The 17,170-nt window shown below is 27.7% G+C and carries 16 protein-coding genes, 1 tRNA gene and 1 rRNA gene; 17 read left to right on the top strand and 1 reads right to left on the bottom strand.

Going from position 1 to position 17,170, the window contains the following annotated elements; translation table 11 throughout:
* Positions 1–149: 149 nt before the first annotated feature.
* From H8S10_RS14245 to H8S10_RS14190, 12 genes are all read left to right on the top strand, one after another.
* A complete protein-coding gene (locus H8S10_RS14245; RefSeq protein ID WP_186839319.1) occupies positions 150–1,388 on the top strand; it encodes an ATP-binding protein in 1,239 nt (412 codons plus the stop codon).
* A complete protein-coding gene (locus tag H8S10_RS14240) occupies positions 1,381–2,037 on the top strand; it encodes an RloB family protein (RefSeq protein ID WP_186839318.1) in 657 nt (218 codons plus the stop codon). Before H8S10_RS14245 ends, H8S10_RS14240 begins: the two co-directional genes overlap by 8 nt.
* A 249-nt stretch (positions 2,038–2,286) precedes the next feature.
* The gene (locus tag H8S10_RS14235; protein WP_186839317.1) at positions 2,287–5,043 is read left to right on the top strand and encodes a type I restriction endonuclease subunit R; all 2,757 of its coding nucleotides are present in this window, start codon (positions 2,287–2,289) and stop codon (positions 5,041–5,043) included.
* Between the two features lie 70 nt (positions 5,044–5,113).
* Positions 5,114–6,658, top strand: coding sequence for a type I restriction-modification system subunit M (locus tag H8S10_RS14230; RefSeq protein WP_186839325.1), 1,545 nt, complete (start codon positions 5,114–5,116; stop codon positions 6,656–6,658).
* Between the two features lie 12 nt (positions 6,659–6,670).
* Positions 6,671–7,852, top strand: a complete 1,182-nt coding sequence (locus H8S10_RS14225) for a restriction endonuclease subunit S (RefSeq protein WP_186839316.1) — start codon at positions 6,671–6,673, stop codon at positions 7,850–7,852.
* Between the two features lie 157 nt (positions 7,853–8,009).
* Positions 8,010–8,288 carry a hypothetical protein gene (locus H8S10_RS14220; RefSeq protein WP_347707681.1) on the top strand — a complete coding sequence of 93 codons (279 nt, stop codon included), beginning with the start codon at positions 8,010–8,012 and terminating at the stop codon, positions 8,286–8,288.
* A gap of 78 nt (positions 8,289–8,366) precedes the next feature.
* Complete coding sequence (locus H8S10_RS14215) at positions 8,367–8,672, top strand: hypothetical protein (RefSeq protein WP_186839315.1); 306 nt, start codon at positions 8,367–8,369, stop codon at positions 8,670–8,672.
* Between the two features lie 143 nt (positions 8,673–8,815).
* Positions 8,816–9,124, top strand: a complete 309-nt coding sequence (locus tag H8S10_RS14210) for a DUF960 family protein (protein ID WP_186839314.1) — start codon at positions 8,816–8,818, stop codon at positions 9,122–9,124.
* Positions 9,125–9,143: 19 nt separating this feature from the next.
* Positions 9,144–9,494 carry a hypothetical protein gene (locus tag H8S10_RS14205; RefSeq protein ID WP_186839313.1) on the top strand — a complete coding sequence of 117 codons (351 nt, stop codon included), beginning with the start codon at positions 9,144–9,146 and terminating at the stop codon, positions 9,492–9,494.
* 201 nt (positions 9,495–9,695) lie between these two features.
* Entirely contained in the window at positions 9,696–9,983 is a 288-nt protein-coding gene (locus H8S10_RS14200; protein WP_186839312.1) for a Mor transcription activator family protein, read from the top strand.
* Between the two features lie 59 nt (positions 9,984–10,042).
* Positions 10,043–10,381, top strand: coding sequence for a hypothetical protein (locus H8S10_RS14195; protein WP_186839311.1), 339 nt, complete (start codon positions 10,043–10,045; stop codon positions 10,379–10,381).
* A gap of 13 nt (positions 10,382–10,394) precedes the next feature.
* Positions 10,395–11,246, top strand: a complete 852-nt coding sequence (locus H8S10_RS14190) for a hypothetical protein (protein WP_186839310.1) — start codon at positions 10,395–10,397, stop codon at positions 11,244–11,246.
* 140 nt (positions 11,247–11,386) lie between these two features.
* Here the strand turns inward: H8S10_RS14190 and H8S10_RS14185 are convergent.
* A tRNA-Arg gene (locus tag H8S10_RS14185) sits at positions 11,387–11,463 on the bottom strand.
* Between the two features lie 325 nt (positions 11,464–11,788).
* Here H8S10_RS14185 and H8S10_RS14180 point away from each other — a divergent pair.
* From H8S10_RS14180 to H8S10_RS14160, 5 genes are all read left to right on the top strand, one after another.
* On the top strand, positions 11,789–13,087 hold the full coding sequence (locus H8S10_RS14180; RefSeq protein WP_055268379.1) for an extracellular solute-binding protein: 1,299 nt from the start codon (positions 11,789–11,791) through the stop codon (positions 13,085–13,087).
* 104 nt (positions 13,088–13,191) lie between these two features.
* Positions 13,192–14,094: a sugar ABC transporter permease gene (locus tag H8S10_RS14175; RefSeq protein WP_186839309.1), complete on the top strand. Its 903-nt coding sequence runs from the start codon at positions 13,192–13,194 to the stop codon at positions 14,092–14,094.
* Positions 14,095–14,108: 14 nt separating this feature from the next.
* The gene (locus H8S10_RS14170; RefSeq protein ID WP_186839308.1) at positions 14,109–14,984 is read left to right on the top strand and encodes a carbohydrate ABC transporter permease; all 876 of its coding nucleotides are present in this window, start codon (positions 14,109–14,111) and stop codon (positions 14,982–14,984) included.
* A 169-nt stretch (positions 14,985–15,153) separates the two neighbouring features.
* Positions 15,154–16,599, top strand: a complete 1,446-nt coding sequence (locus H8S10_RS14165; protein ID WP_186839307.1) for an arylsulfatase — start codon at positions 15,154–15,156, stop codon at positions 16,597–16,599.
* Between the two features lie 476 nt (positions 16,600–17,075).
* Positions 17,076–17,170 (top strand): 16S ribosomal RNA (locus H8S10_RS14160); the annotation flags it as partial.

Genomic DNA, 17,170 nt, shown 5'->3' with positions numbered 1-17,170 from the left:
TAAGTAGAAATACCGTATCATAAGTAAGAACAATAATAGTAATGAATAAGAGATAAAAATATTGTCAAGAATATAATTGTGAGAAAATATCTCAAAAAAGTTCACAATTTAAGATTTATAGAATACAATATAATTAAGAGGTGAGAAAAATGCTTATTCAATTTAATTTTAGAAATTATAAGGGCTTTAAATATGAAACATCATTAGACATGACAGCTACATCATTAAAAGAGCATCAATATAATTTAATAGATATGGGAAGTGAAAAAATACTTAAAATTGCAGCAATATATGGAGCAAATGCAAGTGGTAAAAGTACAGTTATTGAGGCTTTTGGTTTCATGAATAGTTTTATATTAAATTCATTTAAATATTCAACTAGTAATATAGATATACCATTAAAGAGATATGCTTTTGATAAAAACTCAAAATTAGAACCAGCAGAGTTTGAGGTTTTTATTAAATATAAGAATGATGAATATCAATATGGATTTAAAATAGATAATAAAAAGGTATTAGAAGAATGGTTATACAAAAGAGATTTTAGGAGTAAAAAAACAGCTAAGTATAAGAGTTTATTTGAGAGAGTTGGTAAACAAATAGAGTGTTCAACCCAATTAAAGGATGCTAAGAGTTTAGCATTAATTACAGAGGATAATACATTGTTTTTATCAATTTGTTCTAATGCTAAAATTCCATATGTTAAAGATGTTATGGAATGGTTTAGTAATACAACTATTGTTGACATGGGAGATTGTGAAATAGAAGGGCTTATAACAAGAGGAGTATCCTCTATAATCGAAGATAGAAAATATCAAAAAGAACTGGTAAGATTTTTGAATGCAATAGATATTAATATAGTAGATATAAAAGTTGAAAAAATAAATGTAGAGGGAGAAAAAAATAGATATAGGATATATTCTTATCATAATATTGAGGATAGTAGTGAATTAGTTGCAATTCCATTTTATGAAGAGTCTAGTGGAACACAAAAAATGTTTTCATTATACAGTTTATTTAAAAATTCAATTGAATTAGGAATGCCAATATTTATAGATGAACTAGATGCAAAATTACACCCATTACTAATGAAATATATAATAAGTATGTTTCATAGTGAAGAAACTAATGAAAATGGAGCACAATTAATTTATACAGCACATGATGACTTTACACTTAATAAAGATATATTTAGAAGGGACCAGATATGGTTTGTAGAAAAGGATATAAATTCAGTTGCAACTTTATATTCATTATCAGAATATAAAGTTGGTGATAAAAAAGTAAGGAATGATGCTAGTTATAATAAGGATTACTTATCAGGAAAATATGGAGCAATCCCTATATTAAATTCATTTTATATCAGCGAGGATAAAAAATATGAGTAAGTTAGGACGAGAGGGAAGAAGAAAATCAAGAAAAATTAGTGTTAGAGATGAACGTCCTGAAACATGTTTAATAATTACAGAGGGTACTGAAACAGAAGTGAATTATTTTGAGAATATGAAGAAAATTATTAATAATAGATATAGAAATAGAGAGATTCAAGAAAACTATCCAATAAAAGTAGAAGGTAAGGGACGTAGTACAAGTGTACTAGTTAATGAAGCTATAAAAAGAAAAAATAGAGAGAATTTTAGTAAAGTATGGGTTGTATTTGACAAAGATGATAATTCAGATTTTGATGTGGCAATTAAGTTAGCTAAAGAAAATAATATTGAAGTAGCATGGTCTAATGAAAGTTTTGAGCTATGGTTATTATTACATTTTCAAGATTTAAGTGTAGGCATAAAAAGAAATCAATATTTAAGTAATTTAAATAATCATTTTAAAAATAATAATATTAATAATGGGATATATAATAAAAATATATCAAATATTTTTGATGTTATGTTAGATAAAGTAGATATGGCAATAATGAGAAGTGAAAAGTTACGCAAATATTATCACAGACAAAGTGAACAGAATGCATCTAATATGAACCCTGGAACAACGGTTGATATTTTAGTAAAAGAATTTATGGATTATATTAGATGATAAGACACCTACGTATAAACATTATTATAGAAAAAAACTCATTTATCATTGTTACGGAGAACCATATCATAAGTAAATGAGGTTTTTACTATAATTGGCTAGAGAATTGGTATTGCTAATGATTTCTTTATATCATAAAATCAACGACAATGCAGAAATGTGTTGTCGTTTTTTAGTTAAGTATTTTATATTTTTTTACATTATAGTATTATTATACTATAGTTTTATGTTACATTTTTGGGGGTAGTCATGACATATCAAAGTGAATATGAATTAGAAGAACAATTGATTTTACAACTTGTAAAACAAGGATATGAAAAAGTTAAAATAGATGATGAAGATACTTTAAAGAAAAACTTTAGAATACAGCTTAATAAATTTAACGAAAAAAAGTTAAAAGATGATCCTTTAACAGATAAAGAGTTTAATAGAATTCTTATTTATTTAGAAGGCAAAAGCATTTTTAAAAGTGCTAAACTTTTTAGAGATAAATATGTACTTGAAAGAGAAGATGGTACTTCTATCTACATAGAATTTTTTGATAAGAAAAATTATCATAATAATATTTTTCAAGTTACTAATCAAGTAACTATGGAAAGTAAATATAAAAATAGATATGATGTAACTATTTTAATTAATGGGCTTCCTATGGTTCAAGTAGAGCTTAAAAGAAGGGGGAAAGACTTTAAAGAAGCTTTTAATCAAATAGAAAGATACAGGAGACATTCTTTTAAAGGTCTTTATAGATATATTCAATGTTTTGTAATTAGTAATGGTGTAGATACTAAATATTACTCGAATAGCGATAAAGATATAAAGTTTGATTTTACTTTCTTTTGGAGCGATGAAAAAAATAAACGTATAACTAATTTAAGTCAATTTACTGAAAGCTTTTTTAATAAATACAGATTAAATAATTTAATAGCTAAATACATGATAATTCAAGATTCTGAAAAAAATCTTATGGTTATGAGACCTTATCAAATATATGCTGTTGAAGCATTAATGAAAAGAGCTAATGAAACTAATAACAATGGTTATATATGGCATACAACAGGTTCTGGAAAGACTCTAACATCTTTTAAAGCAAGTCAGCTTTTAGCAGATGAAGAAAAAATAAAAAAAGTATTTTTCTTGATAGATAGAAAAGATTTAGATACTCAAACTGTTGAAGAATTTAATAAATTTCAAAAAGATTGTGTAGATAGAACAGATAGTACAAGTATCTTAATAAAACAAATAGAAAATATAAATTCTAGACTTATAGTAACAACTATTCAAAAGCTTGCAAGACTTTTAAAATCGGAAAAATACTCAAATAGAATGGAAAAGTATAGAGATGAAAAAGTAGTCTTTATTATAGATGAATGTCATAGAAGTCAATTTGGAGATATGCACACAGCTATAGATAAACATTTTAAAAATGCACAATATTTTGGATTTACAGGCACACCAAGGCTTTTAGAAAATAAAAGTCAAGATGGCAGAACTACAGCAGATATTTTTGATAAATGTCTACATAGTTATCTTATAAAAGATGCTATTAATGATGGAAATGTTTTAGGATTTTCAGTTGAATATATAAAAACTTTTGATGGACAGGTAAATGAATATGAGGATGAGAGGGTTAAATCTATAGATAAAGAAGAAGTTTTTATGGATGATGAAAGAATAGAGCTTATTGCAAATCACATAATTACAAATCATGATAAAAAAACTAATGGAAGAAAATTTTGTTCACTATTTGCAGTACAAAACATTCCTGCACTTATTAAATATTATGATAAGTTTAAAGAACTTAATCATGATTTAAAAATAGGAGCAATTTTTAGTTTTCAAGATAATGAGGATTTAAGTAATAAAAAAGAACATTCAAGAGACAGTTTAGAGAGAATTATAAAAGATTATAATGAGCTTTATAAAGAGGAAAATTTAAAGTATAATACTGATACTTTTCAAGCTTATTTTAAAGACCTTTCAAACAAAATAAAAAATTCTGAAATAGATATAGTTATAGTTGTAAATATGCTTTTAACAGGCTTTGATAGTAAGCCTTTAAATACACTTTATGTAGATAAAAATTTAAAGTATCATGGATTGGTACAATCTTATTCAAGAACTAATAGAATTTTAGATGCTACAAAACCTTATGGAAATATAGTTTGTTATAGAAATTTAAAAAAGGAAACTGATGAAGCTATATGTCTTTTCTCTAATACAGATACATCAGATGTGGTTTTAATGAAAAGTTATGACCATTACTTACAGCTTTTTAAAGAGAGATTATCTATACTTTATACTATAGCTCCAAACCTAGAATCTATAGATATTATGCAAGATGAAAATGAAAAGAAAGAATTTGTAGAAGCTTTTAGAGAGCTTACAAAACAACTTACAAAATTAAAAACATTTACTGATTTTGAGTTTAATAAAGATGATTTAGGAATATCACAGCAAGAATATGAGGATTATAAAAGTAAGTATTTAAGTATTTATGAGGCTGTAAAGAAGTCAGAAAAAACATCTATTTTAGTTGATATAGATTTTGGAATAGAGCTTATGCACACAGATAAAATAAATGTTTCTTATATTTTAAACCTTTTAAGAAACATAAATTTTGATACAGAAGAAAAAATTAAAAGAGATGTAGAAAAAATAAGAAAGCTTTTAGATAAAACTGATAATGAAAATTTAAGATTAAAATCAGACCTTATAAGAGAATTTTTAGATAAAGTTGTTCCTAAAATGTCAAAAGATGATTCAGTTGATGAATTGTTTAATGATTTTCTTGAAGAAAAAAGATTGGAAGAAATTATAAATATTTCAAAGGAAGTTCAAGTTGATGCTGAAAATATTAAAGGATTTTTAACTGAATATGAGTATTTTGGGAAAATTGATGGAGCTAAAATTAAAGATTCTCTAAGAGGTGGACTACTAAAAAAGAGAAGCCTTGCAAATAGAATAAAAGATTTTATTATAGATAATGTAAATAAATTTACGTTTTAATTAAATGGAGATTGGGATTATGAGTAATATGTCAAAGGATATAATGGTAAATTCACAATTGGAGGAAGACATGAATACAGAAGAAAAACAAAGAGAACAACAAGGAAGCTTACAAACTAAGCTTTGGGATATAGCTAATACATTAAGAGGAAGTATGGAAGCTAGTGAGTTTAAAAACTATATATTAGGACTTATTTTCTATAGATACCTTTCTGAAAATGTAGAAGAAAGAGCTTTAAAGCTTTTAGAAGAAGATAATATAAGCTATGAAGAAGCTTGGGAAGATGAAGAGTATAGAGAAGCACTGCAAGAAGAGCTTGTAAGTGATATTGGTTATTTTATAGAGCCAAAATATCTTTTTAGAGTTCTTTTAAGGGGGATAGAAACAGGAGATTTTGATATAGAAACTTTAGAGGAAGCTATAAATGATATTACAGAATCTACTCTTGGTCATGAAAGTGAAGAAGATTTTGACCATTTATTTGATGATATGGATTTAAAGTCAACTAAGCTTGGAAAAGATGTAAAGTCAAGAAGTGAGATAATCGGAAAGGTAATGGGAAGTATAGCAAGTATTCCATTTAAGTTTGGCGATAGTGAGATAGATATTTTAGGAGATGCTTATGAATATCTTATAGGACAATTTGCAGCTAATGCAGGAAAAAAAGCAGGAGAGTTTTATACACCGCAACAAGTATCTAAAATACTAGCCAAGATAGTTACAATGAATAAAAAGGATTTAAAAAACGTTTATGACCCAACTTGTGGTTCAGGCTCATTACTTCTTAGAGTTTCAAAGGAAGCAAATGTTAGAACATTTTACGGACAAGAAAAAGTTTCAACTACTTATAACTTAGCAAGAATGAATATGATTCTTCATGGTATTTCTTATAAGGATTTTAATATAAAAAATGATGATACCTTAGAAAACCCTCAACATATAAATATGAAGTTTGAAGCAATAGTAGCCAATCCACCATATTCAGCAAATTGGAGTGCTAAGGCATACTTTTTAGATGATGAAAGATTTTCAGCCTATGGAAAGCTAGCACCAAAGTCAAAAGCTGACTTTGCATTTATACAACATATGATATATCAATTAGATGATAATGGAACAATGGCAGTTGTATTACCTCATGGTGTTTTATTTAGGGGGTCAGCCGAAGGTGTAATAAGAAAATACATTATAGAAGAAAAAAATGTATTAGATGCTGTTATAGGGCTTCCTGCTAATATATTCTTTGGAACATCAATACCAACTGTAATATTAGTATTTAAAAATAATAGAAAAGATAAAGAAAATATATTATTTATAGATGCATCAAATGACTTTGAAAAGGGTAAAAATCAAAATCTTTTAAGAGATGAAGATGTAGAAAAAATAATAAATACAATAAGAAATAGAGAAACAATAGATAAATACTCATATGTAGCAAACATAGAAGAAATAAAAGAAAATGACTATAACTTAAATATTCCAAGATATGTAGATACCTTTGAGGAAGAAGAAGAAATTAATATAAAGTCTGTTCAAAAAAGTATAAAAAATAGAGATAAAACTCTTGAAGAACTATATAAAAAACTAGAAGAAGATTTAAAAGAGCTTGGGCTATAGGAGGTACAAAAAATGGAAAAGAGAAATGTACCTAAATTAAGATTTAAAGGGTTTGAAGATGAGTGGAAGAAAGATGTTCTATTAGATTTAGTAGAAAGAGTTGTTAGGAAAAATAAAGGAAATATAACTCAAAAACCTCTTACTATATCAGCTCAATATGGTCTCATTGACCAAGAGGAATTCTTTAATAAAGTTGTTGCAAGTAAAAATTTAGAGGGTTACTATTTATTGAACAAAGGTGAATTTGCTTATAATAAAAGTTATTCAACTGGATATCCAGTTGGTGCGGTAAAAAGATTAGATAAATATGAAAATGGTGCTGTATCAACATTATATATTTGTTTTAAACCTAAAAAAAATGTGAATTCAGATTATTTAACACAATATTTTGAATCTAATAAATGGAATAAAGAAATTTCTATGATAGCAGTTGAAGGAGCAAGAAATCATGGTTTATTAAATATATCAGTAGCTGATTTTTTTGATACAATACATTCAATTCCATCATTAGAAGAACAAACAAAAATAGCAAACTTCTTATCTAACATAGATAAAATAATAGAAGAGCAAGAAGGAAAAGTAAAAGATTTAGAATTATATAAAAAAGGTATGATGCAGAAAATCTTTAAACAAGAAATAAGATTTAAAGATGAGAATGGACAGGATTATCCTGAGTGGGAAGAGAAGAAATTATCTGAAATAATTAAAGCTAAAAAAAGGGGACAGAGTGCTAACTATACAGAAAATATAGGAAATGTACTTTTAAGTAATGATTATTTAGAAAATAATATCAATAAGGTTTATGTAACAAATAATATTGATGTAAAAGAAGAGAATGTATTAATATTATGGGATGGTTCTCAAGCAGGTAAGGTTTATACTGGTTTTACAGGTGTATTAGGATCGACATTTGTATCAATAGAATTTTATAAAAATACTAATAATATATATGTATACCAGTATTTAAATTATAAAAAAGAAATTATTCAGTCAGTATGGAGAGAGGGATCAGGTGTTCCTCATGTATGTAAAGATTTTTTAATTAATTTTAAAATGAAAATTCCTTGCTTAGAAGAACAAACTAAAATAGATAACTTATTATCTAATATAGATAAAATAATAAAAGAAGAAAATAAAAAGCTTGAAGATTTAAGAGAAATGAAAAAAGGCTTATTACAACAAATGTTTGTGTAGATTAGTAATAGAGTCTAACTAGTTATAAGAGACTAATAACTAGTTAGGTTTTCTTCTTTTGAAATAATTTCATCTTATAAATATATATTATTATATTGAAGTACTATGTATTAAATAGTTAAGAAATATATTTTTATAAAAAGATGGAGGTTATATAATGAGAAAAGTTAGTAAAGTAAGTAATTTAACTGAGATGAACCTAGATAGTAAGGTGGTAAGTACTATTGAAGAAAAACTAAGTATTTTGGATGAAAATTATGGAGTAGAAAGAGATATTTATACAGATTTAGAGGGATATGTACTTGTGGCACAAAATATCGTAGATATCAAAATATTAAAGCAAGATAAATTAAATGGTTTAGTACCAGAATATACTGATGTAATTGAATGTAGTGAAGGAGTTAATTGGACTTCTTCACTATTTTTTACTTTCTAGTGATTTTTCAATTGTAGTGGTAACAACAGAAGAACTTTCTAAGTTTCTACTAGAATAAGATAAGGAGATTGAATTAATGTGAGTAAGAAGAGTGAAGAAAAGATAATCAAGGAAACTAAGTACTGCAAGATAATAAGCCAAGGAAAAGTTGGAGAAGGAGAGTACACATACTCAATAGAGAAAATCTACATCAAAGAACTAAAGAGAGATGAAGTAAGATTCTGTGTCTACAAGGCAACTAGAAGAGGTGATGAGACATACATTCCAAGAAGTCTTGATGTAACAGAGCTAGAACTAATAGAGTTAATAAAAGAGTCAATAAGTAGAAAAGTATTTTCAGAAGGATTCATTGAAATGTTAAAACAAGAAATAAATAAAATATAAAAGTCTTAATTGCTATAAGGATAGTGATTAAGGCTTTATCTATGTAGGGAGGTAAAAGGGAATGAAGAGAATTCTATGTGTAGGGGTAATAAGAGGTGGAAAGATGACTATAAAAATTAGTAATGATAAGGAGATAAAGAGATATGTTCAAGAAAGACAATAGATATGTAACTAGAGGAGTAAATGAGGAGGTAGATATAAGATTACAACTTATAATGTGGAGCATGATTGATAAATTGAAGGATGAAGGAAAAGTTGAACAGGATTACTTACAGGTTTTCAATATAAGAAAAGAAGGAAAGAGAATTGTAATAAATCAAAGCCAAGAAGTTCCTGAATACTCATGCACATATGAAATAGATATAGAAGATATTCAGATAGAAGATGAGATTAAAGTTTATGTAATAGATAGTGGAGAATATTCTACAATGCTTTTTCCATCAGAATACTAATTGAAGGAGGTTCAAGTAAATGATAAATAAGCTAAGTAAAGAAAGGTATTTCAAGTATGATAGTAAAGAACTTCTTGGAGTAATGAGGTTCGACTTCTATGATGGAAGATTATCTAACCAATGGAATCCTAGAGAGTTAATAATTGAAATGAATGATAGGAAATTAATAGACCTAAAGAAGTTACAACAAGAACTTAATTATATTCAATTCACATTGATAGAAGAATTCAATAAAGTTGTAGAGCTATGTAATGGTACAGGTTATGATAAAGAAACTCTAGTATACATAGATCTTGAAGAAGGTAAGTATGTAATAAAGCTAATACCTGTAAAAGATAGTTACTCGTACATATACACTTATAAAAGATAGCTATTCATATATATATTTAGAAGAAATGTTTTTAAGAAATGCTTTTTTATAGGTTTAATAAGTTGCTAGCAGAGATAAACATTGTGATTTATAGGTAGATAAGAAATTCAAGTAAGAATTATTCAAGTAAAAATTACAATGATAATTACATTTAAAGTAGATAATATTATTTATATATTAATGAAAGGAAGATATTAGGAGATGAAGAGGGAGAATTATAACGGTATATATAGTGATATGTATGAAGTGTTAGGAGAAGATGTAACCAAAAAGATATATGAATATTATAAAGGACAACAGATTAATTTTCCTATGAGATTATATTCTAAGGAGTATATGATTAAATATATTTCTGATAAATATAATGGAAAAAATATTAAAGAATTATCTAGAAGTTTAGGATATACGGAAAAGTGGATCAAAATATTGATAAATAGATATAAAATTAATTCAAATAGGGAGGAGGAAAAATTTCAAAATCATAATTAAATTGATGATTATATAATTATATCTATATTTATAAATACAAAAAAGGAATGGTGTAGTAGATGGGTTTAATTTTAATATTAATAATATCGGTAGTAATTTTTATAACATATCATAAAGTTATGAATGTATGGTACTTTTCGTTTAAAGCGTTTATATTGGAAATCATTACGATTTTAATAATTTCATCATTTCTAACAATGATATTAATTAGTTTATTAGGGAGTTTATTAACATTTATAGGAAGTATATTAGGGAAATTACTTATGATTATATTATCTATAGTGAAATGGGGGATTATAATTGGAATTATATTTTTAATAGGAGTATTTATTAAAAATATATTTTTTAAGTATAAAAATAAAATTGATATAAATTCAGATAATGATTTAAAATTATAAGGGGATAATTTAAATGAATGATATGTTGAATCCTTTTAAGAAGGAAATAGAATTAATAATAAAAAATAAAAAGAAATTAATAGTAGTTGTGCTTGGTATAATAGTTTGTATAGCTATCTTATCAAATGTATTTTCTAAAAAGGGATCTAAGGAATATTATATAAATATGGTTAAAAATATGGATTCACCTATAGATGGATATAATTTTGAAGAGTTTTTGAATATGATATCAGAAGATAGCAATTCAGAAATTGAGTGGGATTATGAAGAAAATAAGAAGGTAGTTTCGGTTAGTATAATAGAAAATGGAATAGATTCAACAAGATATTATTCTGTAAAAAATGGCTCTTCTAATATAGAAGAGGTATATATTGATGGATCTTCGGTAAATGATAATTTATCAAATGTAATAGGAGATGCATTTGATAAAGAAGATGTAAATGATAAAGAGTTTGAAAATAAAGAGAATGAGAGTTTAGAAGGTGTAGAAGAAAATTATGGTTACTATAAACCCAATGAGCTTGGAGAGCAATATGTTACTTATATGAGTAATAGTTTAGCAAATGATGATATTGAAACAATAAAAGAAACTGTATTAGAGATGTTTTTTATGAACTGTTCAAACAGTATAGGAGATTCTTTAAATAATTATTTAGAAGATATTAAATTTAGCGATTATCAAACAGAAAAAGGAACTACCATTACAATAAAAGGATATTCAAATAAAGTAGGAAATGACCTGATGGTTAGCATTTTAGCAACTTATGAAGGTAATGTATATTTAACTGAAATAAGAGAAGGAAAAAGTAATACAATGATCGATATATCCACTCAGTTAAAAATAGCTAATGATATTTTTAAATAAAAATACAGTTTTACTAGTTCTTAGAATATTAAATAACATAATAAATGATTGGTTGTGTTATTGTTGTGTTAAATAAGATTAAAAAATATAATTTATAAACAAAGAAAACCCTTGTAAAGTTAAGAATTACAAGGGTTTTATGGTGCACCTAGAGGGGCTCGAACCCCCGACGCCTGGATTCGAAGTCCAGCACTCTATCCAGCTGAGCTATAGGTGCATATTACTTTATTATTATAAACTTAATTAAAAAATAATTCTATATTAAGTTTATAACAAGTTAAAGATATATAAATTTTTATAAAAATTAAATTTAATAACATTATAAAATTAACAAAAAAGCATAATAGTTATGTTACAATTAGTCGAGTTCTTAACATTTGATGAAAAGGTTAACATGATATATAATAAAGTTAATTATGATAGCAATATATATAAAGGAAATGCCAATATAGAGATTGTTTTCATAGGCCTAAAAAGGCTATATTATTATTATAACATATAGTTAAGTATTTAATGGTATAAAAAAGGGGAGGATGAATATTATGAAAATGAAAAAACTTATGTCAATTTTGTTAGCAGGGTGTATGGCATTTTCTTTAACAGCATGTGGGTCTAAAGATAATAGCGGAGATACAGGATCTACAAATGCAGATGCTTCAACAGGAAATGATACAACAGTATCAGCTGATTCAGGGGAATTAACTTATTGGTCAATGTGGAATAACACAGAGCCACAAGCAAAAGTAATCAAAGAAGCTATAGATGCTTATACAGCAGAAACAGGAATAAAAGTAAATGTAGAATGGAAGGGTAGAGATTTAGGAACAGTTCTACAATCAGCACTTGAAGCTGGAGAAAAGATAGATTTCTTTGATTGGGATTATCAAAAGATAGCTTTAGAATATGCTGATAAAGTATTAAATTTAGAAGATATGGCTAAAGCAGTTAACTATGATGATTTTGCAATTAAAGCATTACCAGCAAGTGTTAGAAGATGGGCTGGAAGTTTAGTAACTATTCCTTATCAACCATATACTTCAGGAATATTCTATAATAAAGCTATGTTTGAAGAAGCTGGTATAGAAAAAGAACCTCAAACCTGGGCTGAATTCTTAGAAGTTTGCCAAAAGTTAAAAGATTTAGGGGTTGCTCCATTAGCTCAAGATGATGCTTATGTAGACTATGCGTTTGGATATCATTTAGCACGTTATGCTGGACAAGCTGAAGTTGAAAATATAGCTATAAACGGTGATTGGGCTGAAAACGAAAACGTTTTAAAAGCTGCACAAGATATAGTTGATTTAATAGAAAAAGGTTATTTCTCTGAATATGCACCAGGTGCTTATCCAGAAGGAGAAAATGAAGTTGGTTATGAAGAAGCTGCTATGTTAGTTAATGCTTCATGGGTACCAGCAGAAATTACAAATAATACTGGATGTGATTTAGAGTGGGGTATGTTTAACTATCCTTCAGTTGATGGTGGTAAAGATCCTAACACTATAGCTAATGTTGGAGCTCAAGGTTTTGCAATCAACAAGAATAGTGAAAATGCTCAAGCTGCATTTGATTTAATAATGAAAATAACAACTGGTGAATACGATCAAAAAATGGCTTTAGAATGTGGTGGTATTCCAGCTGACTCTAGAAATGAAGAATGGCCAGAAGATTTAGTTGGTGTTAGAGAATCATTCTTAGCACTTACTGAAACATATGACTGGAATGCAGGATTAAATGCAAATCCAGATGTTAAAGAAACAATTAAAACAAATTGCTTACAACTTTTCGAAGGTAAGTTAACTGCACAAGAATTTGTAGATGCTATGGAAAGCGCAACAAAATAATAAAAAAATCAAATTTGATTAAATAAAGGGATATTGCAGAATCTTATAATTGTTGGCTTTGCAATAGCCCTTTTTATATTCACAGTTTGAATAGGAGGCATACTATGAAAAAAAATAAGACTATGATTGTTGCATTTATTACACCAGCAATCCTTACTTTCTGCATTATGTTTTTATATCCAGTTATAAGAACAGTTTTTATAAGTTTTTACTCTGTAAGTAGTGTAACAGCACCAAAAGAGCAATGGATATCCGTAGGACTTGGAAATTATTTAAAGCTATTAACTTCTAGTTCATTTAAAGTATCAATGATGAATATTTTTAAGATATGGGTAGTTGGAGGAGTAATAGTATTAACAATATCTTTATTATTCGCAGTAATATTAACAAGTGGAGTTAGATTTAAAAGTTTTTGGCGTGCGGCTATATATTTGCCTAATGTTATTAGTGCGGTAGCATTAGCAACTATGTGGTTACAATTTGTTTTCCAACAAAAATACGGTATCATAAATTGGTTTTTTAAAGCAATGGGAAATGAAAAGTTAGCTAGGTTAAATTGGCTAGCCAGTGATATGAAATTCTGGGCAATGCTCATAGCATTCTGCTTTGGGGCTGTAGGATATTATATGCTTATTTTTTTAAGTGGTATAGAAAGAATTCCGGAAGAGTATTATGAAGCTGCTACAATAGATGGAGCAAGTAAGCTAAGACAATTCACAAGTATTACACTACCTTTATTAAAAGGGGTGTTTAAGACTAATTTAACATTCTGGAGTATTAATACTGTTATGTTTTTCGTATGGTCAAAGATGTTCTCACCATTAGGTGCAGAAGGTTCTACAATAACACCGATGGTGTATATGTACGAAACTGTATTTGGAGGAACTGGATATAGCAACCGTGATGCAGGATTAGGAGCAGCTGTAGGAGTTACTTTAGCAATTATAGTTGTTATTATATTTGCAGTAATGAATTTATTAATAAAAGAAGAAAAGATAGAAATGTAGGAGGTGGATAAATTATGGCTAAAGTAAAAGAAAAGAAAATAAAAGAACCTATTAATTGGAAAAAGGAATTAAAACTTGCACCAGCATATTTAATACTTTTTGCATGGGTAGCATTTACAGTTATAGTTATTGGATGGATTTTTGCAGCAAGTTTATCTACTTCTCGTGAGATATTTAAAGGTGATGTTCTAAAATTTGCATCAGGATTTCATTGGGAAAATTACTTAACTGCATGGAAAACTCAAAATGTAAGTGTATTTTTTGCTAACTCATTATTTTATGCAACAATTTCATGTGTAGGGATATTACTAATATCAGCTCCAGCAGCATATGTATTATCTCGTTATACTTTCTTAGGCAATAAGACAATTAAAACAAGTTTTGTAATTGGGATGAGTATACCAGTAATTATGATAATACTACCTTTATTTAGTATTGCAACTAAAGCTCATTTAACAGGAAATAGGTGGTTATTGATAATTTTATATATTTGCTTAAATGTACCGTTTACTACTACATTTTTATTAAACTTTTTTGGTAGCTTAAGTAAGAGCTATGAAGAGGCTGCAGCTATTGATGGATGTAGTCCAATGAAAACCTTCTGGGTTATTATGCTTCCTTTAGCTCAACCTGGAGTAGTTACTGTAACAATTTTTAACTTTTTAGCAGTTTGGAATGAGTACTTCTTAGCTCTTATTTTTGCAAATTCAGATAGTATGAAGTCTGTTGGAGTTGGATTATTCTCAATGGTAGCAGCACTTAGAGCAGTAGGAGATTACGGAAGTCTTTTTGCAGCAGTTATTATAGTATTCCTACCTACATTCTTAATTTATATCTTCTTATCAGAAAAGATTATCGCTGGAGTTACTGGTGGAGGAGTAAAAGGCTAACAAAAGGTTGTAGTTTGGTACGATAATAAAAGAAAAGAATTAGTATTAGAAAAAAGTAAGAAAGTAGTATTAACATTACAAAGTTTTGATTAAATAAGATAAATAAAACTTAACACTAATATTTGTAGTGTTAAGTTTTATCATTATTTATAGGGAAGGTTGTTATAATATGGATAAAAGGCCCAATATTATTTTGATAATGACAGATGAGATGCGTGGAGATTGTTTAGGATATGCTGGACATCCTGATGTTAAGACTCCTTATTTAGATAGTTTGGCTTCAAAAGGAATATATTTTCCTAACGCATATTCTTCGTGTCCAACTTGTGTGCCGGCTCGTGCAATATTACATACAGGATTATCACAAAGGAATACAGGTAGAGTAGGTTATGAAGATAGAGTAGATTGGAATTATGAAATAACAATGGCTGGTGAATTAACTAAAAGTGGATATTATACACAATGTGTTGGAAAAATGCATGTACACCCATTGCGTAATTACTTAGGTTTTAATAATGTAAGACTTCATGATGGATATTTACACGAATATAGATATCCAAATGTATCATATGGGGAGAATCAACTTATTGCTGATGATTATTTTTATTGGTTAAAGGATCAAAAAGGAATTAGTGCTGATGTTGTTAATACGGGTTTAGATTGCAATGGATGGGTTTCTAGACCTTGGATTTATGATGAAATGAGTCATCCTACAAATTGGGTAGTAACAGAAAGTATTGATTTTTTAAGAAGAAGAGATCCAAGAAAGCCATTTTTTTTGATGACAAGTTTTGTTAGACCACATGCACCTTTTGATGCCCCGCAATATTATTTTGATTTATATAAAAATATGAGTTTAAGAGAACCTATTAAAGGTGATTGGAATGATAAAGAATTAATAAAGAAGATAGGATATCGTTATAATGCAACTACTGGACCGTTAGATCCAGAATTAGTTAGAGAAATGCAAATAGGATATTATGCATGTATCACTCATATAGATCATCAGATAGGAAGATTAATTCAAGCATTAGTAGAACAAAGGGTAATGGATAATACTATAATAATATTTACATCTGATCATGGTGAAATGTTGGGTGATCATAATTATATTCAAAAAGCAAGGCCTTACCAAGGAAGCATCCATATACCTATGTTTATATCAGGACCTGAAGAATTATTAGGAAGAAAACACTGCATTGATGAAAGTCTTGTAGAATTAAGAGATGTTATGCCTACTTTTATAGAGATAGCAGGTGGAAAAGTTCCAGAAGTATTAGATGGAGAAAGTATGTTAAAAGAGATAGATAGAAAGTATATACATGGAGAGCATTTATATGATTTTGGGCAGAAATCACATCAATTTATTGTAACTAAAACAGATAAATATGTTTGGTTCTCTCAAACAGGAGAAAAACAATACTTTAATTTAATAAAAGATAAAGACGAAGCTCATAATGCGATAAATGATTTGGAATATAAAGATAGAATAGAAGAGTTAAAAAATATATTGATAAAAGAATTAAAGGAATCAGAAGAAGGATATTCAGATGGAGAGAAACTTATTGTAGGATGCAAAACTAAACCATCATTATCTAATGCAATACTTAGATAGTTAATAGTTAGCAAGTTGATTGATTTATAATGTTTTTAAATCAACTTTGGCTAACTTGTTTTATAAACTTTTAATTAAAAACTCCTAATTCTTAATTAAATTTCCGTACTCTTTACCACGTGTATCAATATGTGTATTTTAAAGAAAAAAAGCGAAAAATATAGAAAAATAAAAATAATTTTAAATATATTGGAGAATATTAGCTGACTATGACAAGGTCTGTGGTACAATAAGTCATGTCCTTGAGGGAAAGCAACAAAACAACAAAATGTTGAACAAGAAAACAAAATGTTGTTTGAAAGTTTTGAAAAAACTGTTGACAAAGAAAATTAAGGATGGTAAGATAAAAAAGTCGCTTGAAGCGATAAACAATGATCTTTGAAAATTGAACAGAATATAAATTAAGAACCAGCAATTCTTTTGAGAGTTTTTAAATTATTAAAGACTCAAAGTAATTTGAGCAACAGATTAAACTTTTTATTGAGAGTTTGATCCTGGCTCAGGACGAACGCTGGCGGCATGCCTAACACATGCAAGTCGAGCGAGTTGATCCCTTCGGGGTGAAGCTAGC

The organism is Clostridium sp. NSJ-49 (assembly GCF_014287725.1).
Classification (GTDB): domain Bacteria; phylum Bacillota; class Clostridia; order Clostridiales; family Clostridiaceae; genus Clostridium; species Clostridium disporicum_B.
This window is presented reverse-complemented; position numbering and strand designations above follow the sequence as displayed.

Excerpts from the sequence above, each read along its gene's own strand:
- H8S10_RS14170 (WP_186839308.1), top strand. The coding sequence starts at position 14,109 with ATGGCTAAAGTAAAAGAAAAGAAAATAAAAGAACCTATTAATTGGAAA.
- H8S10_RS14220 (WP_347707681.1), top strand. The coding sequence starts at position 8,010 with ATGAGAAAAGTTAGTAAAGTAAGTAATTTAACTGAGATGAACCTAGAT.
- H8S10_RS14175 (WP_186839309.1), top strand. The coding sequence starts at position 13,192 with ATGAAAAAAAATAAGACTATGATTGTTGCATTTATTACACCAGCAATC.
- H8S10_RS14180 (WP_055268379.1), top strand. The coding sequence starts at position 11,789 with ATGAAAATGAAAAAACTTATGTCAATTTTGTTAGCAGGGTGTATGGCA.
- H8S10_RS14165 (WP_186839307.1), top strand. The coding sequence starts at position 15,154 with ATGGATAAAAGGCCCAATATTATTTTGATAATGACAGATGAGATGCGT.
- H8S10_RS14245 (WP_186839319.1), top strand. The coding sequence starts at position 150 with ATGCTTATTCAATTTAATTTTAGAAATTATAAGGGCTTTAAATATGAA.
- H8S10_RS14200 (WP_186839312.1), top strand. The coding sequence starts at position 9,696 with ATGAAGAGGGAGAATTATAACGGTATATATAGTGATATGTATGAAGTG.
- H8S10_RS14195 (WP_186839311.1), top strand. The coding sequence starts at position 10,043 with ATGGGTTTAATTTTAATATTAATAATATCGGTAGTAATTTTTATAACA.
- H8S10_RS14240 (WP_186839318.1), top strand. The coding sequence starts at position 1,381 with ATGAGTAAGTTAGGACGAGAGGGAAGAAGAAAATCAAGAAAAATTAGT.
- H8S10_RS14205 (WP_186839313.1), top strand. The coding sequence starts at position 9,144 with ATGATAAATAAGCTAAGTAAAGAAAGGTATTTCAAGTATGATAGTAAA.
- H8S10_RS14230 (WP_186839325.1), top strand. The coding sequence starts at position 5,114 with ATGAATACAGAAGAAAAACAAAGAGAACAACAAGGAAGCTTACAAACT.
- H8S10_RS14235 (WP_186839317.1), top strand. The coding sequence starts at position 2,287 with ATGACATATCAAAGTGAATATGAATTAGAAGAACAATTGATTTTACAA.
- H8S10_RS14190 (WP_186839310.1), top strand. The coding sequence starts at position 10,395 with ATGAATGATATGTTGAATCCTTTTAAGAAGGAAATAGAATTAATAATA.
- H8S10_RS14210 (WP_186839314.1), top strand. The coding sequence starts at position 8,816 with ATGTTCAAGAAAGACAATAGATATGTAACTAGAGGAGTAAATGAGGAG.
- H8S10_RS14225 (WP_186839316.1), top strand. The coding sequence starts at position 6,671 with ATGGAAAAGAGAAATGTACCTAAATTAAGATTTAAAGGGTTTGAAGAT.